A 19,306-nucleotide genomic window follows, 5' to 3' on the forward strand; every position below is an offset into this window, starting at 1 on the left:
AGAACACCGGTCCCCCTAGGGTTCGCCTGAGAGCGGTTCCGATGCGAGGGGTGCCCATGTCCGCCATCGATCCAGCGCAGTTCCGGAGTGTTCTGGGGCGGTTCCCGACCGGGGTCGCGGTCATCACCGCCACCGGGCCGCAGGACCGGCCCGCGGGAATGGCGTGCAATTCGTTCACCTCGGTCTCCCTGGACCCGCCGCTGGTCCTGTTCGGCGCCGCGGTCGGTTCCGCGACGCTGCCGGTGATCCGGGAGTCCGGGCGGTTCTGCGTGAACGTGCTGGGAGTCCGGCACGAGCGGCTGTGCCGCCAGTTCGCCGCCAGGGGCGTCGACCGGTTCGCCGACGTCCGGTGGACGCCCTCGCCGTGGGGCCCGCAGCTGTCCGAGGCGATCGCGCGGATCGACTGCGCGGTGACCGCCGAGCACCCGGCCGGGGACCACCTGGTGGTGATCGGCCGGGTGGTGCGGCTGGCGGCGACCGGCGACGAGGCCCCGCTGGTGTTCCACCGCGGCCGCTACGGGTCGTTCGCCGCCACCGCGGACCTGCTCGGCTGACGCCCCGGCGCCGACCGCGGGTGCGGTCGGCGCCGGGTGCGCGGTCAGTCGAAGCTGGTGGGCACCAGCTCCAGCGCGGCCAGGCTCTCGATGAAGAAGAAGACCCCGCGGAAGAACACCAGGGCGTCACCGCGGACCAGCCGAAGCTGCTTGTCCACCACCATCCGCTGGTGGTTGAGCTGCCCGGCGAAGAACTGCCGCCAGGTGTCCCGGGTCCCGACGATCACGAAGTCCGCGGCCACCGGTTCGCCCGGCGCGATGATCTCCGCCGCGGCGCACTCCCCCTCCCGCCAGGTCAGTTGCAGGTAGGACGTGCTGCCGTCGCGCTCCTGCACCCCCAGCGCCCAGGTGAAGGAGTACGGTCCCCGCGTCGCCGCGATCCACTCCCAGTAGCTGTCCTGCTTGCGGGCCAACGTCTCCTCGCTCGGCCCGCGGTCGATCCGGTCGCGAGCGGCCTCGGCCCACTCCGCGCTGAGGAACCGGTAGGTCTGCACGGCGGTCATCGGTCAGCCTCCCGCGATCTCGGGCTGGATGTTGTTCACCATCTCCTGGATCTCCGGCGGCAGCGAGATGCCCACATCGGACAGCTTGTTGTTCACCTGCCGGATCATGAACTGGACGACCTCCTCCTCGGAGAAGCCCAGCGGTTCCAGCGGCGCGGGCACGCTCGCACCGCCGTTCATCGCCAGCTCGGTGCGCAACGTCTCGTGGATCTCGTGCAGCAGCCGCGGATCCTGCTGCACCGAGTCGCGCAGGAACCGCATGCCGAACTGGACGTGCCGGGCCTCGTCCCGGCAGGAGGCGATGAAACCCGTGTAGTAGCCGGGCAGATATCCCTTGTTGCGGCAGTAGGTCAGGGTCAGCTTCATGATCGTCAGCGCCAGCACGCCCTCGATCCACAGGAAGTACGAGGTGGCGTACCGCACCCGCTTGGCCGGGCTCTCCGGGTCCAGGCGCAGGTCCTCGGCCAGGTAGGACAGCAGGCCGAAGGCGCCCACGAACGTCTCGGGCACGTGCGGGAAGGAGGAGGTCAGCAGCTCCTCCACCGAATCGCCGGACAACCCGACGACCTCCCGGTAGAAGCGGTCGAAGAACAGCGTGTGCCGGGCCTCGTCCTCCAGCTGGGTGCAGAGGTACATCTTGGCCTCTTCGCTGCCGGTGAGCATGAAGATCGGCAGCTCGACCTCCACCTGGCGCTCCGCGTGGTGGAACGCCGCGGCGATCTCGGTGAAGGCCTTGCGCTCCACCTCGGTCATCTTCTCCCGCCAGTCGATGACGTCCTGGCTGAAGTCGAGGTCGTAGGCGTTCCACCGGTGCGTGAAGTACCGCTTGTACAGGTCGATGTAGTCCGGCAGCTTCTTCAGGTCCTTGTGCACGTAGTCGATCATGTCGTCGATGCTGACGTCCTTGAGCTCCGTCAGCGTCGAGCGCTCGACCGACTCCACCAGGGCCGATGACATCTGCGCCATCCGGCGATCTCCCATTCTCTCCGTCTTGCCGGGTCCGTGATCTCGGGGCGGCCTCAGCCGCGCCCGCAGGCGCCGGGGACCAGCTCCCCGGCGGGCACGGGTTCGAGTTCGTGGTTGAGGATGGCGTGCTCCAGCTCGCGCAGTTGCGGGCTCGGCTCCAGGCCAAGCTGACCGATCAGGGCGGCTCGCGTCCTGCGGTACAAGCTCAGCGCCTCGGCCTGCCGCCCGGTCTCGTACAGCGCCCGCATCAGGCGGCCGCAGACCTGCTCGTGCAGCGGATCGGCTTCCACCAAGCGCTCCAGGTCGCCGATCACGTCCGCGCAGCGGCCCAGCGCGAGGTCCGCGTCGATGCGGTTCAGCAGCACCGCCATCCGTTCGTTGTGCAGCGCCCGCAGTTCCGGCCAGGCATATCCGTGCTCGGCCAGATCCGTGAGCACCGGGCCGCGCCACAGGCGCAACGCCGCGCGCAGCGTCGCGCCCGCCCGTTCCGCCCGACCGGCCCGCAGTTCGGCGCGGCCGCGGTCGGCCAAGCACCGGAAGGTCGCCAGGTCCAGCGACTCCTCGTCGACGCGCAGCAGGTACCCCGGCCCGTCGCGCAGCAGCTCGACGGGGCGGGCCGCACTCCGCGCGGCGGCGAGGATGCCGCGCAACCGGAAGATCGCGTTGTGCAGGATCTGCCGCCCGGTCGGCGGCACCTTCGTCGGCCAGACGGCGTCGATCAGCCTGCTCACCGGCACCATCTCGTTGCGGTGCAGCAGCAGGAAGCCCAGCGTGGCGCGTTGCCGCACCCCGTTCACCCGCACCGAGCGGTCGCCGTCGTGCACCTGCAGCGGGCCCAACACCTGGAATCGCATGTCTCCCCCTCAGCGCGAAAGGGCCGGATCTCCGAAAATGCCGGAGACTCACGGCTTGCCTATCCCCCAACCCGTATCGCGCTCGTGCGCGGAATCGGCCCCGCGCGCCGAAGGATGAACGAATTGCACCACTTCCCGCCTCCAGTCCGCACCACTCATTTCGAACAGCGTTCATGACATCGTCGTCGATCACGATTGTGCAGCTGGCCGCCGCGCGCCCTCCAGCCGAGAACGGGCTCATGATCCTGCAGTTCCATTTCCGGAGAAGTGCGGCGGCTGCGGTGAATAGCCCTGATGACAGCACCGGCAGCGGGCAAACGGCCGATTCAGGCTTCCCTTAACACGATTTTCAGCCGAGCGCAAAATACCGCGGGGTAAACGGGGAGTCAAAACCGGGTGCGCGCAACGCTTTTCGCCCCCGGCGGGGCCGCTGGTGACCGCAGCGCGGGCCGGGCTCAGCTCTCCGGGAACAGGTTGTGCTTCATCACCGCGTACCCGAACTGGAACCTGCTGGCGGCGTCGTAGCGCTGCATGAGCTGGGCGATGTGCTTGCGCGTCGTGCGCACGGACAGGCCGAGGCGCCGGGCGATGGCGTCGTCCTTGGCCCCGTCGATGAGCATCCGGACGATCTCGCCCTTGAGGTCGTCGCCGATGGAGTCCACCGCGCGGCTCCGGGCGTCGAAGTCCTTCGCGGCGACCCAGGCGTGCTCGAAGCAGGAGCAGAAGAAGCCGACCAGCGTGGGGTCGCGCACCACCGCGGCCGCACCCCGGACCACGTCGTCGGCCGGGATGAACGCCACGCTGCGGTCGAACACGATCATCCGGGCGAACAGCGCTTCAGCGGTGCGGAACTGGGCGCCCGCCCCGGCCAGCAGGGCGACGTGCTCCCGGGTGACCTGGTCGAACCGCGCGGTGTGCTGGTAGAGCACCCGCATGCGCATTCCCCGGCCCAACAGCTCCAGATCCCGCTCGCGCGCTTCCGCCAGCTCGTGGGCCGAGCGGCCACCGCCGGGCTGCATGCTCAGCACCTCCGAGGTGCAGGTGGCGGCGGCCTTGCGCAGCAGGCTGCGCACCACCTCCACGTCCTGGACCACGTCCACCGTCGCGCTCTGCCGGCTGCCGAAGGGGCTGGCCCGGAACAGCGCGGCCATCCGCTCCAGCTCGATCCGGAACTGGTTCACCGAGGTCTGCCGGTCCAGCAGCTCCACCTCGATCGGGGCCAGCAGGCTGGTCGCGGCGATCACCGGGTCGACGGGGACGAAACCGTCGTCGCGACCGTGGAACCGGTGCACGAGGTGCAGCGCCAGCAGGTTGCCGACGATCACCTCGATCTCGTCGGCACCGCAGCCGAACTCCGAGGTGGCGTCGGCGATGGTGAAGCTGCCCCGCCCCAGGCTCCACTCGTAGAGGTCGAAACCGCCGGGGACGAGCTTCGGCACGCTCGGGAGAGCGGTGTCGGCGGATTCCCCGCCCGCCAGGTGGATCGCCAGCTCACGGCGCGGGTCGGTGTTCGACCGCTCGCTGCTCACCAGCCCGGAGCACAGCGCCGACCACAATCGCTTCCGCAATTCATCAGCACCACCCCCAGCACCACCGGAAGAAATCGGGCCCGTGTCGGACATCGAAGTCCCAACCCCCTAGGACTCGCACTCCGAGAAACTCACCGCACCCGCGCCACAAGATCAACAGCCTAGCACGGAAAGTTTATGCCGGTCAACAGTTTTCAGCGCGCAGCGGCCACATTTCAGTCCGGCACAGCACTCGCCCGACCGGCAACATGACGTGAATCACACCGGCGCCGAGCCGGTCCCGGCACATTCTGGATTTTCCCGCGATAGCTTGGTCCTGGCAATGATCGCAGCGCTTCGAGGCGCAATTTCAGCGAGAAGACCCGTTGAGCGGTACCCGGTGCGCTGAACGGCGCCCGGGGGCTGGTCGCGCTGCTCCATTCGAATCAGCGCCGAGATCCGCCCGCCGCACGGCAGTTCCGCCTCCCCTCCGCGGACATCGCGCCGAGGTCTCCCAGCACCGAAGCGCGACTGTCCACAACGGACGTCGACGCGCGCCCGTTCGCACTGCCTCGACCGAAGGAGATCCGCAGGAATGACAGAGACGACCAGCCTCGCCCCGCCCGTCCGCTGCCTCTCCCCCACGGAGAGCTGGTACACCGGGCTCGGGGCCTACGTGGGCTACGTCATGGAGGCGAGCGGGCACCTGGACGTGCCCGCGCTTTCCGCTGCGCTGCAAGCCATCCGGCGCGCCTACCCGGTGCTGGCCGCGCGCCTGCGCTCGGTCGCCGGGCACCAGGTCCTGGTCGCCGGAGACGACTCGCCGCCCGAGGTCGGCGTCCGCGACGGAGACATCGCCGAGCCGCTGGCCGGGTTCGACGTGGACCCGCACGACGCGCTGTCGGCGGTCCACGTGGTCCGCGACGGCGACCGGGCCGCCGTCGCGCTGGTGGTCCACCACGCGATCGCCGACGGGCACCACGGGCTCGCGGTGCTGGAGGCGTTCTGGTCCAGCTACACCGACATCGTCGAGGGCAGGCCAGCCGACCTCGGCACCCGCGGCTACCCGGACGCGGTGGAGAAGATCCTCGCCGACCGCGGGATCGGTGACTACGCCTACCCCGACCCGCCGACCGGGGAACCGGCCGCGCCCGCTCCGGCCGACCTCCCGGCGTTCGCGAACCGGTTCGTCCGCTGCGACGTCGACACCGCGAGCCTGCTGGACCTCGGCCACCGCGCGAAGCTCACGCTCAACGCGCTCGTCTCGGCGGCGATCATCCGGGCCGAAGCCGCCGAGCGCGAGCGGTCGATCAGCGAGATCCCGTACTTCATCACCGTGGACATGCGCAAGCGGCTGTCGCCGCCGGTGGAGACGACCGCAGGGACGAACGTGCTCAGCTTCGTCGGCTTCACCGCCGCCGAGGACACCGAGACCGATCTCCTCGGCTTGGCGCGCGCTGTCGCCACCCGTCTCCCGGAAGCCCTCGACGAGGGGACGAGCATCCGGCGGACCGCGATGGAGATCCGGGGATTCCTCGACCACCTGACCGGGCCGTCCACGCCGGGAAGCGTGCTGACGAGCAACATCGGCACGATCCCGGCGCTGCGCAGCCCGGCCGGGCTGACGCTGGAGAGGTTCCGCGGCTCGCTGTACAACAAGGTCCAGGACGCGAGCCTGCTCAGCCCGGTCCGGTCGGATTCCACCTATCTCTACGAGATCTACTCGTACCGGGGGAGGACGACCGTCGAAGCCCTGGTCGGCGACCCGGCGCAGCACGAGTCCGCGCAGCGCAAGATCGCGCTGATCGAGTCGATGCTGACCGCGCTGCCCGACGTCGGGTAGCGGCGGCCGGGTCCCCGCCGGTGATCGGCGGGGACCCGGCCAGGTGTCGCGAGCTCCGTCAGCCGACGATCGCGGCCGCCTGCTCGGCGGCGCGCAGACCGGACTCGAAAGCCCCTTCCACGAACCCGATCCAGCCGCTGGCGATGTCGGAGGTCGCGAAGGCGATCCGGCCGTGCGGCTGCTGGATCTCGGGCAGCTGCGCGGTGAGCTGGTTGGGCTTGCGCAGCGCCCAGGCGCCCAGCGCGTACGGGTCGCTTCCCCAGTCCTGGGCGCGGAAGTCGACCAGGGTCGCCTCCGGCAGGACCTCCTTCAGCGCGACCTCGACCGCCGAGCGGTCGCGGATGTCCAGGACCGGCAGCGCGTTGATGGCGAACATCAGCTGGCCGTCGTCCAGCCTGCCCTGGGAGATCACGGTGACCAGCTGGTCGCCCTCGACCCCGCTGACGGTCACGTCGTCGGGCACCCCGCGCACGTGCAGCCACAGCTTGCGCACGTTGGGCACGCCGACGCCCTGCTCCGTCGCGGTGGCGTGCACCTCCGGCAGGCCGGGCAGGAACTTGATCGTCCGCCACACGTTGAGCGGCACCGCCATCACCACGGTCTTGGCCGTGTAGCTCTGGCCGAGACCGGCCGTGACGGTGACCCGGTCCGCGTCCTGGCTGACCGCGCGGACCGGGGTGTTCAGGCAGACCGTCGCCTTCGAATCGTCGATGAGGGCCTTGATGAAGGCCGACATGCCACCGGCCGGGCGCAGCGACTGGCTGGTGTACCACTTGGCCGGGTCCCAGCCCGCCAGCGCCCACCACTGCGCGAGCGCGGTCAGCGCGCCGAAGGAGCTGGAGCCGCCGGACTGGCCCGCGGTGATGCCGGTGATCCAGTTCTGGTCGTCCTGCGACAGCTGCAGTTCCTCGATCCGGTCCCGCAGCGAGAGGTGGTCGACCTTGGCGACCAGGTCCTCCCGGGTGAGCGGTTCGCCGGGGTTGGGGAAGTACTCCTCCGACCCCTCGAACAGCTTGTCCAGCAGCCCGCCCTGGCGGGCCACCAGCTCCTCGATCGTGAAGTTGCCCGGCCCGTTCGGCGTCGGCATCACCGCGCGGGTCACCGCGGGCGCGCTGACGGTCCCGATGCCGTACCGGCGCATCGCGTCCATCACCAGCGGGTGCGCCGGGGACACGAACTGCCCGCCCAGCTCGACGCTCTGGCCCGCGAAGGTGTCCGTCCAGGTGCGCCCGCCGAGGCGGTGCCGCGCCTCGAGCACCAGCGTCTTGAGCCCCTTCGCGGTCAGCTCGCGGGCTGCGGCCGCTCCTGCGAACCCGGCGCCCACGACGATCACGTCGTAGTCCTGGCGCGTCACCGACGAATCGTCGTTGACTATGCGCGCTTCGGCCATTCTCAACTCCCCAGTCCGTGCTTCGGCATTGTCCGTGCCACTCCCGCATCGCTGAAGCGGATTCCACCAACGGCTCGCGATTTCCCGATCGCGACACCAGGTAGACGTATTGGCCGACGCGGATGGTTCCACATCCGGGAAAACCAGCGCGAAATCACCCGTTCAGCCTATCAAGTCGCGAGATTTCCTTGCCGTGGCAACGGTTTTCGTGAACCTGTCCGAACACGACGAGTCGCACCTGCCGCCGCCGAAAATGCGACAGGTGTGGTGTTTGGGAAACCGCCGGGGAAATTTCGCGTCAACGGCGTGCCGCGCCCGCCCGCGCACGCGGAAATTCGGTCGCCGACCGGAGATCTCCGGCACGGCATCCGTTTCCGCGATACCCCCGTCCGCGGAACGGGGCGGCACGCCGCGACCGCGCGCCGAGGGTCCGCGCGAAGCGCGAACACGGCCCTCCAGCGCGCGGGATCAACCCGCAGCCCAGCGGTTCGCCCTGGCGAGAACCGCTAAGGCGTCAGGCCGACCACCCTCCCGCCGCGGCGGTGGCCTTGGCGAACTCGGCGAAGGACCGCGGTTCCCGGCCGAGGGCGCGCTGCACGCCGTCGGAGACGTGCTCGTCCTTGCCGGTCCGCAGCGGCTCGACGACGTCGGCGAAGCCCTCCGCGTCGGCGGCCGGGAGCCCCTGCTCGACCAGTTCCGCGACGAACTCCTCGACCGACAGCGGCACGTAGCGGATCTCGCGACCGGCGGCCTCGGAGATGGTGGCGACCGCCTCGGCCAGCGTGAGCGCCCGGGGCCCGGACAGCTCGTAGATCTGCCCCGAGTGCCCGTCCTCGGTCAGCGCCGCGACCACCACCGCCGCGATGTCCTCGGCGTCGATGAAGCTGGCCGCCCCGTCGCCGCCGGGCAGCCGCAGCTCGCCAGCCCGGATCGCGTCGGCGAAGAAGCCCTCGCTGAAGTTCTGCGCGAACCAGCCCGGTCGGCTGATCGTCCACTCCAGACCGCTCTCCTTCACCGCGGCCTCGCTGTCGAGCAACGCGTCCCGGACGCCGCCGGGGTCCTTGGCGTAGTTCGGGTCCTCGATGCCGCGCCCCGAGGCCAGCACGATCCGCTCCAGGCCGTGCTGCACCGCCTTCTCGACGAACGGGCGGACGAGCCGCGTGCCGTCCAGCTGCACGACGTAGGCGGACCGGGCGCCCTCCAGCGCGGCGTCCCAGGTGCCGCTGTCGGCCCAGTCGAAGACGTGCTCGCCGCTGCGGGACGCGGCGCGCACCGGCACCCCCTTGGCCCGCAGCTGGGCGACGACCCGGCTGCCGGACTTCCCGGTCGCCCCGGTGACAAGAATTGGCTTTTCAGACATGACCCCAGCCAACCAGCCGAAATCGAGAGGATCCATGGCTAACAAGCTCCCCTCGATGTCCGCGCGTCTACACTTGGGGGCATGGACGCCGTGTCGGAGCTGCTGGCGGAGGTACGGGCGCGCGGCGCCGTCTTCCGGCAGGCGATCATGCGACCGCCGTGGGCCCTGCGGATGGCCAGCGGAGCACCGCTGACCCTGGCCACGATGCTGCGCGGCCACGCGTGGATCGTCCCGGACGAGCACGAACCGGTGCGCATCGAGGCCGGTGACATCGCCGTCGTGCGCGGCGACGTGCCCCACGCGGTGGCCGACTCGCCCACCTCCACGCCGGAGGCGGTGGTGACCAGCGCCGACTACTGCTCGTCGGTCGAGGGCGTCGAGCAGGCGTCCGGGTTGGCGCGGACCTGCGGCGAACCCGCCGACGAGTCCGCCGCCGTGCTGCTCAGCGGAGCGTTCGAGCGCCGGGGAGAGCTCAGCGAGCGGCTGCTGCAGGCGCTGCCGCCGGTGCTGGTGGTCCCGGCCGAGGAGCGCCCCTTCCCGTCCCCGGAGCAGGTGGCCGAGGAGGTGGCCCGGGACCGGCCGGGCCAGCAGCTGGTGCTGGACCGGCTGCTGGACCTGATGCTCGTCTCGGCCCTGCGCAGCTGGTTCGACAACCCGAACGCCGATGCCCCGGCGTGGTGCCGCGCGCTGGACGACCCGGTGGTGGGCGTCGCGCTGCGGCTGCTGCACGACACGCCCGCCCACCCGTGGACGGTGGCGGAGCTGGCCACCAAGGTCGGCGTGTCGCGGGCGGCGCTGGCCCGCCGGTTCACCGCGCTGATCGGCGAACCGCCGATGGCCTACCTGACGAACTGGCGGATCGCCCTGGCCGCCGACCTGCTGCGCAAGACCGACCAGACGGTGGACTCGATCGCGCGGAAGGTGGGCTACGCCAACGCTTTCGCGCTCAGCGTGGCCTTCAAGCGCCTGCGCGGCACCCGCCCCAGCGACTACCGCAAACCAGCGCAGCAGACCGGCTGACCACGCCTGTCCACATCGGACGGAAACGCGCGCCGGGGTCAGCGCGCCGTGTAGCCGCCGTCGACCAGCAGGTCGGTCCCGTTGACCATCGCCGCCGCGTCGGAGGCGAGGAAGACCGCCGTGGCCGCGATCTCCTCGGGGAGGGCGAACCGGCCGGTGGGGATGAGCGCCTTCAGCGCGTCGCCCTTCGGGCCCTCCCAGGCCTTGCGGCCGAGCTCGGTGAGCACCACCGTGGGCGAGATCGAGTTGACCGTGACACCGCGACCGGCCCACTCCGCGGCCAGCACCTTGGTCAGGCCGATCACGCCGAACTTGGACGCGCAGTAGGCGGCGTGCTGGTCGAGCGCGACGCTCCCGGCCTGCGAGGCGAGGTTGATGATCCGCCCGCAGCCCGCGGCGAGCATGTGCTTGCCGACCGCCTGCGAGACCAGGAACGTGCCGGTCAGGTTGACCGCCATCGTCCTGTCCCAGGCCTGCTGGCCGAGCTCCTCGGCCGGGGCCAGCAGCGCCACGCCCGCGCTGTTCACCAGGACGTCGACGCGCCCGAAGGCGGCCACCACGGCGCTCACCGCGGTCTCGACCGAGGTCGCGTCGGAGACGTCGCAGGCGAAGCCCCGCGCGCCACCGCCGATCTCCTCGGCGCGGGCCTGCGCCGCCTCTTCCTGCAGGTCGAGGATCGCGACCCGGGCCCCCTTGACGGCGTAGGCCGCCGCGATCGCGCCTCCGATTCCGGAAGCCCCTCCCGTGATCACCGCGACCTTGTCCGCCAGTCCGAAGCTCAGGTCCACGTTCGCGGGTTCGCTCGTCATCTGCCCTCTCCTCGTCGTTGCTCCAGTTGGAGCAGAACCTACCCAATGAGGTGCCCCGGGTGGACCGTTCGGGTGCCCTCCGATCACCAACCGGGCCGGGTGACGTTGGTGGCCGGGTCTCCCGGGCTCCCCGATCATCTGGCTGTCCGAAGTGCGGGAACGACCGAAGGGCAGGAGCGGCAGTGAACCTGGTGGAGCTGGCGATGAGCGGCTGGTACTCGAGGTCGATCTCGACGGCGGTCCGGCTGGGGATACCCGACCTGATCGCCGACCGACCCCGGAAGCTCGACGAGCTCGCCGCCGTCCTGGACGTCGACCCGGCGATGCTCCGGGGGCTGCTGCGGATGCTCGTCTCCGCCGGGGTCGTCGTCCGCGACGGCGAGGCCTTCGCGCTCCGGGAGGACTTCGCGGAGCTGCGCTCCGATCACCCGCGCACGATGCGCAACGTCTTCACCCTGTTCGCCGAGACCTACGACGACGCGTGGGCCGGGCTCGGACACACCGTGCGCACCGGTGAGTCCGGGTACGAGCACGTCTTCGGCGTGCCGCTGTACGTCCACCTGGAGCGGGACGCCGACGCCGCGCGCGTCTTCGACGCCGCGATGGCGGAGCTGGCGCGCCCGGTCGCCGCCGAGTTCGTGCGCCACCACGACTTCTCCGGGCTGAGCACCGTCGTGGACGTCGGCGGCGGCTCCGGCGCGCTGCTGCGCGAGGTCCTCGGCGCCAACCCGCACCTGAGCGGCGTGGTCGCCGACCGCGGGACCGTGTGCCGACGCGGGGCCGAAGACCTGCGGCGCTCCGGGGACCAGGACCTCATCGCGAGGTTGTCCTTCGCGCCGTCGGACTTCTTCGCCGACCTGCCTGCGGGCAGCGACCGCTACCTGCTCAAGAACGTCCTCTTCGACTGGAGCGACGCCGACCGGGTGCGGATCCTGCGCACCATCGCCGACGCCATGACCCGCCCGGCGGCGCGGCTGCTGGTCCTCGAACCGCTGGCGCACCACGAGGAGGACTGGTCGTCGCTGACCCGCGCGGTGTTCTGCGGCTCGGACGTCCCGGTGCTCGACGAGCACCGGCTCCGGGCGCTGCTCGACGAGGCCGGGTTCGACGTGCTCTCGACCGCCCGGCTGGAGTCCACCCAGCACACCCTCCTGGAGTGCGGGGTCCGCCGGAGCTGACCAGCGCGTGCCGGGAACACCCGGACGGGCGATCATGGAGGGCACGACGGTCCGCGTGCACCTCCGAGGGAGCAGATGAGCACCACGCACTCCGCCCCGGCCAAGGGCAGCCCGCTGCTGCTCGTCCTGTTCGCGGTGGCGCTGGCACCGACGTTCCTCGTCGGCTACGCGGTGGGTGCCGGGTCGGCGTCGGTGGTGGGCGGGTTCGTCGCCATGTACTCGCTGATCGCGTTCCTCGGCGGCCCGCTGCGCGCCGACCTGCGGCTGGCCGCCGCGCTGAGCCCGCTGCTGCTGTTCGCCGCGATCGTGCCGCGGCTGCTCGGCGAGGTCTCCCGGCCCGCCGCGATCGCCGTCCTCGTGGTGATCGTGTTCGTCGCGGCGCTGCTGCCGCTGCGCGGGCCGCGGTTCGTGACCGTCGGGCTCGGGCTGGGCATGGTCGCGCTGTTCGCCTACGGCATGGCGCTGATCGGACCGGCCGGTCCCTGGCAGGTCGTCGTCGCCGCGGTGACCGGCGTGGTGATCGCGGTCGTGCTGCGGGTGCTGCTCGGGCTGCCGGACCCGTCGAAGGCGACCCGCGAGAAGATCGCCGACGTCCTCGTCGCCGACGTCCCCGCCACGGCGGCGGCCTTCGACACCTGGCTGGCCGACGGCCGCCGCCGCTGGCTCGGCATCGCGCTCGGCGCGGCGTCCCGCTACCGCTTGGCCCTGCACGCCGCCGAGGCGGTCCAGCGCGCGGAGCAGGTGGACGACGCGCTGGACGCGCTGCGCGCCAGAGCCCGCGACATCGCTGAGCGGCTGCGGGCCAAGCGCCCCGGTGCCGCGCAGCCGGTCGAGAACAGCCCGGCGGTTCCCGCGTTCGCCGCCGAGGCCGCGGCCGCTCTGGACGCCGTCGAGCGGGCCGTGGACCAGCGGGACACCTCGCGGGTGCCGTCGGCCGACCGGCACCACCGGCTGCGGGACGCCGTCCTGCGGCCCTCCGTGCGGTTGCGCTCGATCCAGGTCCGGCACGCGGTGCGCACGGCGTTCGGGCTGCTGCTGATCCTGGTGATCACCGCGCACCTGCCCGCCGGTGATCCGCTGGTGGCGACCGCGCTGCTGACGACGTTCGGCATCCTGCAGGCGAGCTGGCGCGAGACCCTCACCAAGGCCCGGCCGCGCGTCCTCGGGCTGATCGGCGGTGCCGCCCTGACCGCGGTGAGCATCCTGGTGGTGCCCGCCGCGTACCTCCCCGTGGTCGCGCTGGCCGCGCTCGTCGTGGCGCTGTGGAACATGATGGCGCGGCCCGCGCTGGCCTACACGTTCATGGTCGTCGTGACGGTCGGGTTCAACACGTCGCTGCGGCACACCGACCCGGTCCGCACCCTGGTCGAGTACGCGGCCCTGACGCTCGTCGCGGTGCTCATCGGTGTCCTCGTCGGCTTCGCCGTCGTCCCCGGCCTGCGACCCGAACCGCTGCAGCGCCGGATCGTCGCCGCGCGGGCAAAGACCGCGGCGGCCCTGCGGGCGATGACCGGATCGGCCACCAGCCCGGAAACGCTCGCCCTGCACCGCGCCGCCGCGCAGGCCCGCGCGGAGCTCACCCCCGACCGCGAACAGCTCGACGACGACCAGCTCGCCGAGCTGGACCGCTTCCGCGCCGCGCTGCGCGACTTCTCGACGCTCGCCGCCACCGCCGCACTCGATCCCGACTCCGATCCCGACCGGCTCAACGCCGCCCTCGACGCGCTCGACGACCGGGCAGCGCCCGCACCGACCGACGGCCAAGCCCCCGAGTCGGTCCTGGCCGGTCTCGCCGAGCAGGTCCGGGCCACCGAGGCGCAGCTGCTGGCCACCCTCCCCCACCCCGGCGGTCGCTCCTGAGACGTTCCCCCACGGAGTGAAACATGTTCTAATCGGGGCGGGTCGGAGCGGAGGAGGGATGCCGGTGCGATACGGCGTCGTGCTGTTCACCAGCGATCGCGGCGTCTCGCCCGCCGAGGTGGCGCGGGCCGCGGAGGAGGCGGGGTTCCACTCCTTCGCCGTCCCCGAGCACACCCACATCCCGGTCCGGCGGGAGGCCGCCCACCCGGGCACCGGCACCGGCGAGCTGCCCGACGACCGCTACCGGCGCACGCTCGACCCGTGGGTCGCGCTGGCGACGGCGGCGTCGGTCACGCAGCGGATCGCGCTGTCCACCGCCGTCGCGCTGCCCACCGAGCACGACCCGATCTCGCTCGCGAAGACGATCGCGACGCTCGACCACCTCTCCGGCGGCCGCGCCGTGCTGGGCACCGGCTTCGGCTGGAACACCGACGAGCTGGCCGACCACGGCATCCCCGGCGGGCGGCGGAGGACCGCGCTGCGCGAGTACCTCGACGCCATGCGGGCGCTGTGGTCGCAGGAGGAAGCCAGCTACGAGGGTGAGTTCGTGCACTTCGGCCCGAGCTGGGCCTGGCCGAAACCGGTGCGCGACGGGCACATCCCGGTGCTGCTCGGCGCGGGCGGCACGGAGCGCAACCTCGCCTGGGTGGTGCAGCACGCCGACGGCTGGATCACCACACCGGGCGAGAACGACGTCGAGGACCGAGTGCGGCGCCTCCGGGAGCTCTGGCGGGAAGCCGGGCGCGACGGTGCGCCCGACGTCATCGCGCTGGCGGGCAAACCTGACCCCGGCACGCTGGACGCCTGGGCGGAATGCGGGGTGACCGAGGTCCTGTTCGGACTTCCCGACGCCCCCGCCGAAGCGGTCACCGCCTACATCTCCCGCCTCGCGACGCGCGTCGGCCTCCGCGCGGGGTGACCCGGGACGGATCTCAGGACTCGGCGATCTGCTCCTGGACCCACTCGTGGAAGGCCGCGATGTGGTGCTCGCTGGGCACGAAGACACCACCCCGGGCGTAGGCGCGGGAGTCCATCGACAGCTGGCAGCGCTCGCACGCCTCGAAGTCCTGCCGGTTGACCCGGTCGAACAGCTCGACCGAGTGCGACAGGTCGCGGCCGGACTCGACGACCTCCGGCAGGTACAGCCAGTCGCACTCGATCAGCGTGCGGTCCGGGGCCACCGGGAACATCCGGTGCAGGATCACGTGGTCGGGCACCAGGTTGATGAACACCTGCGGCTTGACCGTGATCGCGTAGTAGCGGCGGTCCTGGTGCTCGCCGATGCCGGGCAGCCGGTCGAGCCCGGCGCTGCCGTCCACGGTGAAGCCCTCGACGTCCGAACCGAACTCCGCGCCGTGGCCGACGTAGTACTGGGCGGCGAAGCCGTCGGCGAACTCCGGGAGCACCTCGGTGAGCTCGGGGTGGATGGTCGCGCAGTGGTAGCACTCCATGAAGCTCTCGATGACCTGCTTCCAGTTCGCCTTGACGTCGTAGTTGATCCGCGCGCCCAGGCTCAGGGAGGCGATGTCGTAGGCGTCGATCTCCCCCGCGTCGCCGAGCCGCTCGCCGACGTCGGCGATCACGGTGTCCTCGAACGAAGGCGGTTCGTCGGCCAGGCAGACCCAGGCGTAGCCCAGCCACTCGCGCAGGTGAAGCCGGTTCAGCCCGTACTCGGTGCGGTCCACGTCGGGCATGCTGGTCAGGTTCGGCGCGGCGATCAGCTTGCCGTCCAGGGCGTAGGTCCACGCGTGGTAGGGGCACTGGAAGGAGCGTTTCACCTGACCCGACTCCTCCGTGCACAGCTGCGCACCGCGGTGTCGGCACACGTTGAGGAAGGCGTTGAGCTCACCGCCGCGCCCGCGGGCGATCAGCACGCTCTCCCGGCCGACCTGCACGGTGCGGAACGCGCCCGGCCCCGCCAGGTCGTCGCTGCGCACCGCGCAGAACCAGCGCGCCTCGAAGATCCGGGACTGCTCCAGGGCGAAGATCGCCGGATCGGTGTAGAACTGGCCAGCCGGGGTGGCCAGCAAGCTCTCCGTCGGTCCGGTCGTCGTCATGGCAACCTCACTCGCGTGGTAGGGCAACCCGTCCTGATCGGGGTTGGCGGATCTGAACTCGTACCGGGACGGCTCGGCACAACACCTCGGGACCGCCGGTGCGGGAGGTGAACGTCTCGGTGTTGCGCGATGAGCACACCGTTTCTCTTCGAGGAACACACCATGAAGCCGGAGGCACCGCCTGTCAAGGCAGCGGGACCGGCGCTTCAGCGGAGCGATCCCACGTGGCACTGCGGCGGTTCGCCAGCACCGGTTGCCGCGAGCAGGCAAAACCCGCTCCGCGCGACCAGGTCTGACCACAAAGGACGGTCCGACGGGCGCGATGCTCTTCCGTCGGTCGAATTCCTTGTCCTTCAATGTGCAACACTTCGACGACCCTCTCCGCGAATCGCGATCACCCTCCTGCAGCGGTCTTTTCGGCACGCAGAGCACCGCGGCTCAGCGGAGTTGCTTGACACCCGGTCGGCCTCGCGGCATGGTCTAGCGCATTCGCGCTGCGGCTGGCCCTCCGCCGCCCATCAGCGCATTCGACCGCGACTCGCCGTCGAAGATGCCGCGAACGACCCGCTTTCTCCGTTCGGTCCGCGCTGGCGAGTTCGCGAAAAACGTCCTCCCGACGCGATGAGAGGAGGCGACGTCCCGTCGGACGTCGATCCACATGGCTCCGCGCAATCCCACCGCACCACCAGATCCCTCCCCCGGCGCACCTCGTGTCGACCGCACCGTGTTCGGGGTTTCCGCCCTGCTGGCCCTGGCCTTCGTCGGCTGGGGCCTGTGGCGCACCGACCTGCTCGGCGAGGTGTCCTCGGCCGCGCTCGCCTGGCTGATCACCAACGGCGGCTGGGCCTTCGTGCTCGTCGCCAGCGCTCTGGTGGTCTTCGCGCTGTGGCTGGCCGCCAGCCGCTACGGGCGGATCCCGCTGGGCGCGGACGGCGAACGCCCCGAGTTCAAGACGGTCTCCTGGGTCGCGATGATGTTCAGCGCGGGCATGGGGATCGGGCTGATGTTCTACGGCGTCAGCGAACCGCTGGCCCACTTCTCCGCCCCACCACCGGGAACCGTCCCGCCCAACAGCGACGCGGCCGTCGAGACCGCCATGGCCACTTCGCTGTTCCACTGGACGCTGCACCCGTGGGCGATCTACGCCGTGGTCGGGCTCGCCATCGCCTACAGCAGCTTCCGGCGCGGGCGCAGCCAGCTGATCAGCTCGGTGTTCGCCCCGCTGCTGGGCGTGCGGAAGTCCCAGGGGCCGCTGGGAAAGCTGATCGACGTGCTGGCCATCTTCGCCACGCTGTTCGGCTCGGCTGCCTCGCTGGGGCTCGGAACGCTGCAGATCGGCAGCGGGCTCCGCGCCAGCGGCTGGTTGCCGGACTCGCCCGGCGTCGGCCTGCTGGTGGCCGTGATCGCCCTGCTGACCGCCGCCTTCGTCGCCTCGGCGGTTTCCGGCGTGGCCAAGGGGATCCAGTGGCTGTCCAACACGAACATGGTGCTCGCCGCGGTGCTCGCGGTGTTCCTGCTCGCGGTGGGACCGACCGTGTTCATCCTCGGCCTGGTGCCCTCCTCGATCGGCAGCTACTTCCGCGACGTGGCCGAGATGACCGCCCGCACCGGGGCGACGGGCGGCGACGCCATGCACGAGTGGCTGTCGTCGTGGACGATCTTCTACTGGGCGTGGTGGATCTCGTGGACCCCCTTCGTCGGCATGTTCATCGCGCGCATCAGCCGCGGCCGCACCATCCGCCAGTTCGTCTGCGGCGCGGTGCTCGTGCCGTCCGCGGTCAGCGTCATCTGGTTCGCCATCTTCGGCGGCACCGCGATCGACGTGCAGCGCCGCGGCGCGGTCGCCACCGGATCGCCCGAGGCGCAGCTGTTCGACGTGCTGGCCCACCTGCCGTGGGGCGCGGTCACCGGTGTCCTGGTCATGGTGCTGGTGGCGATCTTCTTCGTCTCCGGCGCCGATGCCGCGTCCGTGGTGATGGGCACGTTGTCGCAGCGCGGATCGATCGAACCGCGCAACTCCGTGGTGATCTTCTGGGGCGTGGCGACGGGAGCCGTCGCCGCCGTCATGCTGATCGTGGGCGGTGGGAGCGACAACGCGCTCACCGGGCTGCAGAACTTGACGATCATCGTGGCGGCTCCCTTCACCGTGGTCATCGTCGCGCTGTGCGCGTCGCTGGCGAAGGACTTGCGCAGCGACCCGCTGATCCTGCGCTCCGAGAAGGGCACCGAGGTGATCGAAGCCGCGGTCCGCACCGGAGATGCCCGCTACAACGGGGAGTTCCAGCTCCAGGTGCGCAGCGCAGCCCCGGACGGATCCGCAGAGGAGGTGGACGAGTCCCAGCCCGTCAGCGGATTCGCGGTCGATCCCAGCACCGCAGGAGCGTCCGACCAGGAGTCGCCGGAACGCACCAGGACTTCCTGAATCCCCGGAAGGCACCCCGCCGCCCCGGCGGGGTGCCTTCATGCCGCAGCACTGTCCTCTTCGGACTTCCTTCCCGCACGGAACCGCCCCGACCCGCGCGACGGCGTGGTCGGGGCGGTTCGCCGTCACGGGAAGACGACGGTGCTGTGGCCGTTGAGCAGCACTCGGCGCTCGCAGTGCCAGCGCACCGCGCGGGACAGCGCGAGCGCTTCCGCGTCGCGCCCCACGGTTTGCAGCGCCCGAGGATCGTAGGTGTGGTCGATCCGGATGACCTCCTGCTCGATGATCGGGCCCTCGTCCAGGTCCGAGGTGACGTAGTGCGCGGTCGCGCCGACCAGCTTCACCCCGCGCTCGTAGGCCTGGTGGTAGGGCTTGGCGCCCTTGAAGCCGGGCAGGAACGAGTGGTGGATGTTGATCGCGCGACCGTAGAGCGCCTTGCTGGTCTCGTCGGAGAGGATCTGCATGTACCGCGCGAGCACCACCAGGTCCACCTCGTACTCCTCGACCAGCTTCAGCAGCCGGGCCTCCGCCTCCTCCTTGGTGTCCGGGGTGACCGGGATGTGCACGAACGGCAGCCCGGCGGTCTCGGCCATCGGGCGCAGGTCCTCGTGGTTGGAGACCACCGCCACGATGTCCGCGCCGAGGCTGTCGGCCCGCCACCGGTAGATCAGGTCGTTCAGGCAGTGGCCGAGCTTGGAGACCATGACCAGGATGCGGGCGTTGGTGTTCGGGCTGAACTCGTAGGTCATCTGGAAGTCGGCGGCCACCGGCTCGAACTCGCGCGCCAGCCGCGCCAGGTCGGTGCCCTCGGGTGCGGCGACCTGGGTGCGCATGAACAGCCGGTTGCGCACCGAGTCGTCGAACTGCCGGTGCTCGCCGATGTCGCAGCCGCGCTCGAACAGGAACCCGCTCACCGCGCGCACGATCCCCGTGCGGTTCGGGCAGCTCAAGGTCAGGGTGAAGGTGTCGCTCACGACGGTCT

The 19,306-nt window shown here is 71.0% G+C and carries 16 protein-coding genes; 7 read left to right on the plus strand and 9 right to left on the minus strand.

Going from position 1 to position 19,306, the window contains the following annotated elements; all coding sequences use genetic code 11:
- Positions 1 to 56 precede the first annotated feature (56 nt).
- Positions 57 to 554, plus strand: coding sequence for a flavin reductase family protein (locus F1721_RS09080; RefSeq protein ID WP_150066153.1), 498 nt, complete (start codon positions 57 to 59; stop codon positions 552 to 554).
- Positions 555 to 598: 44 nt separating this feature from the next.
- Here F1721_RS09080 and F1721_RS09085 read toward each other — a convergent pair whose 3' ends face one another.
- The 4 genes from F1721_RS09085 to F1721_RS09100 all read right to left on the minus strand — a co-directional run bounded on the left by F1721_RS09085 (position 599) and on the right by F1721_RS09100 (position 4,445).
- Complete coding sequence (locus F1721_RS09085) at positions 599 to 1,057, minus strand: hypothetical protein (protein WP_150066154.1); 459 nt, start codon at positions 1,055 to 1,057, stop codon at positions 599 to 601.
- Positions 1,058 to 1,060: 3 nt separating this feature from the next.
- On the minus strand, positions 1,061 to 2,023 hold the full coding sequence (locus F1721_RS09090) for a ribonucleotide-diphosphate reductase subunit beta (RefSeq protein WP_150066155.1): 963 nt from the start codon (positions 2,021 to 2,023) through the stop codon (positions 1,061 to 1,063).
- 53 nt (positions 2,024 to 2,076) lie between these two features.
- On the minus strand, positions 2,077 to 2,877 hold the full coding sequence (locus F1721_RS09095; protein WP_150066156.1) for an AfsR/SARP family transcriptional regulator: 801 nt from the start codon (positions 2,875 to 2,877) through the stop codon (positions 2,077 to 2,079).
- Positions 2,878 to 3,332: 455 nt separating this feature from the next.
- Entirely contained in the window at positions 3,333 to 4,445 is a 1,113-nt protein-coding gene (locus F1721_RS09100) for a helix-turn-helix transcriptional regulator (protein ID WP_150066157.1), read from the minus strand.
- 535 nt (positions 4,446 to 4,980) lie between these two features.
- On the opposite strand from F1721_RS09100, the gene F1721_RS09105 reads away from it, so the two are divergent.
- The gene (locus F1721_RS09105; RefSeq protein WP_150066158.1) at positions 4,981 to 6,228 is read left to right on the plus strand and encodes a phthiocerol/phthiodiolone dimycocerosyl transferase family protein; all 1,248 of its coding nucleotides are present in this window, start codon (positions 4,981 to 4,983) and stop codon (positions 6,226 to 6,228) included.
- A 58-nt stretch (positions 6,229 to 6,286) separates the two neighbouring features.
- Here the strand turns inward: F1721_RS09105 and F1721_RS09110 are convergent, their stop codons facing one another.
- Positions 6,287 to 7,618 carry a flavin monoamine oxidase family protein gene (locus F1721_RS09110; RefSeq protein WP_150066159.1) on the minus strand — a complete coding sequence of 444 codons (1,332 nt, stop codon included), beginning with the start codon at positions 7,616 to 7,618 and terminating at the stop codon, positions 6,287 to 6,289.
- Between the two features lie 514 nt (positions 7,619 to 8,132).
- Positions 8,133 to 8,978, minus strand: a complete 846-nt coding sequence (locus F1721_RS09115) for an NAD(P)H-binding protein (RefSeq protein ID WP_150066160.1) — start codon at positions 8,976 to 8,978, stop codon at positions 8,133 to 8,135.
- Between the two features lie 81 nt (positions 8,979 to 9,059).
- Between F1721_RS09115 and F1721_RS09120 the strand changes: the two genes are divergently transcribed.
- Positions 9,060 to 9,998 carry an AraC family transcriptional regulator gene (locus F1721_RS09120; protein ID WP_150066161.1) on the plus strand — a complete coding sequence of 313 codons (939 nt, stop codon included), beginning with the start codon at positions 9,060 to 9,062 and terminating at the stop codon, positions 9,996 to 9,998.
- Between the two features lie 38 nt (positions 9,999 to 10,036).
- Here F1721_RS09120 and F1721_RS09125 read toward each other — a convergent pair whose 3' ends face one another.
- Positions 10,037 to 10,807 (minus strand): GolD/DthD family dehydrogenase, encoded by a 771-nt coding sequence (locus F1721_RS09125; RefSeq protein WP_150066162.1) that lies wholly within the window; start codon positions 10,805 to 10,807, stop codon positions 10,037 to 10,039.
- 182 nt (positions 10,808 to 10,989) lie between these two features.
- On the opposite strand from F1721_RS09125, the gene F1721_RS09130 reads away from it, so the two are divergent.
- The 3 genes from F1721_RS09130 (at position 10,990) to F1721_RS09140 (ending at position 14,764) form a co-directional block, all read left to right on the plus strand.
- Positions 10,990 to 11,985: a methyltransferase gene (locus tag F1721_RS09130; RefSeq protein ID WP_150066163.1), complete on the plus strand. Its 996-nt coding sequence runs from the start codon at positions 10,990 to 10,992 to the stop codon at positions 11,983 to 11,985.
- A 75-nt stretch (positions 11,986 to 12,060) separates the two neighbouring features.
- Positions 12,061 to 13,845 carry an FUSC family protein gene (locus F1721_RS09135; protein WP_150066164.1) on the plus strand — a complete coding sequence of 595 codons (1,785 nt, stop codon included), beginning with the start codon at positions 12,061 to 12,063 and terminating at the stop codon, positions 13,843 to 13,845.
- 64 nt (positions 13,846 to 13,909) lie between these two features.
- The gene (locus F1721_RS09140) at positions 13,910 to 14,764 is read left to right on the plus strand and encodes an LLM class F420-dependent oxidoreductase (RefSeq protein WP_150066165.1); all 855 of its coding nucleotides are present in this window, start codon (positions 13,910 to 13,912) and stop codon (positions 14,762 to 14,764) included.
- 13 nt (positions 14,765 to 14,777) lie between these two features.
- Here F1721_RS09140 and F1721_RS09145 read toward each other — a convergent pair whose 3' ends face one another.
- Positions 14,778 to 15,902, minus strand: coding sequence for an aromatic ring-hydroxylating oxygenase subunit alpha (locus tag F1721_RS09145; protein ID WP_150066166.1), 1,125 nt, complete (start codon positions 15,900 to 15,902; stop codon positions 14,778 to 14,780).
- A gap of 658 nt (positions 15,903 to 16,560) precedes the next feature.
- On the opposite strand from F1721_RS09145, the gene F1721_RS09150 reads away from it, so the two are divergent.
- Entirely contained in the window at positions 16,561 to 18,324 is a 1,764-nt protein-coding gene (locus tag F1721_RS09150) for a BCCT family transporter (RefSeq protein ID WP_150066167.1), read from the plus strand.
- A gap of 125 nt (positions 18,325 to 18,449) precedes the next feature.
- Here the strand turns inward: F1721_RS09150 and purU are convergent, their stop codons facing one another.
- Positions 18,450 to 19,298 carry a formyltetrahydrofolate deformylase gene (gene purU / locus F1721_RS09155; protein WP_150066168.1) on the minus strand — a complete coding sequence of 283 codons (849 nt, stop codon included), beginning with the start codon at positions 19,296 to 19,298 and terminating at the stop codon, positions 18,450 to 18,452.
- Positions 19,299 to 19,306 lie beyond the last annotated feature (8 nt).

Origin of the sequence: Saccharopolyspora hirsuta, assembly GCF_008630535.1 — a bacterium.
Taxonomy (GTDB): domain Bacteria; phylum Actinomycetota; class Actinomycetes; order Mycobacteriales; family Pseudonocardiaceae; genus Saccharopolyspora; species Saccharopolyspora hirsuta.

Excerpts from the sequence above, each read along its gene's own strand:
- F1721_RS09095 (WP_150066156.1), bottom strand. The coding sequence starts at position 2,877 with ATGCGATTCCAGGTGTTGGGCCCGCTGCAGGTGCACGACGGCGACCGC.
- F1721_RS09120 (WP_150066161.1), top strand. The coding sequence starts at position 9,060 with ATGGACGCCGTGTCGGAGCTGCTGGCGGAGGTACGGGCGCGCGGCGCC.
- F1721_RS09145 (WP_150066166.1), bottom strand. The coding sequence starts at position 15,902 with ATGACGACGACCGGACCGACGGAGAGCTTGCTGGCCACCCCGGCTGGC.
- F1721_RS09115 (WP_150066160.1), bottom strand. The coding sequence starts at position 8,978 with ATGTCTGAAAAGCCAATTCTTGTCACCGGGGCGACCGGGAAGTCCGGC.
- F1721_RS09110 (WP_150066159.1), bottom strand. The coding sequence starts at position 7,618 with ATGGCCGAAGCGCGCATAGTCAACGACGATTCGTCGGTGACGCGCCAG.
- F1721_RS09085 (WP_150066154.1), bottom strand. The coding sequence starts at position 1,057 with ATGACCGCCGTGCAGACCTACCGGTTCCTCAGCGCGGAGTGGGCCGAG.
- F1721_RS09090 (WP_150066155.1), bottom strand. The coding sequence starts at position 2,023 with ATGGCGCAGATGTCATCGGCCCTGGTGGAGTCGGTCGAGCGCTCGACG.
- F1721_RS09150 (WP_150066167.1), top strand. The coding sequence starts at position 16,561 with ATGGCTCCGCGCAATCCCACCGCACCACCAGATCCCTCCCCCGGCGCA.
- F1721_RS09105 (WP_150066158.1), top strand. The coding sequence starts at position 4,981 with ATGACAGAGACGACCAGCCTCGCCCCGCCCGTCCGCTGCCTCTCCCCC.
- F1721_RS09125 (WP_150066162.1), bottom strand. The coding sequence starts at position 10,807 with ATGACGAGCGAACCCGCGAACGTGGACCTGAGCTTCGGACTGGCGGAC.
- F1721_RS09080 (WP_150066153.1), top strand. The coding sequence starts at position 57 with ATGTCCGCCATCGATCCAGCGCAGTTCCGGAGTGTTCTGGGGCGGTTC.
- F1721_RS09135 (WP_150066164.1), top strand. The coding sequence starts at position 12,061 with ATGAGCACCACGCACTCCGCCCCGGCCAAGGGCAGCCCGCTGCTGCTC.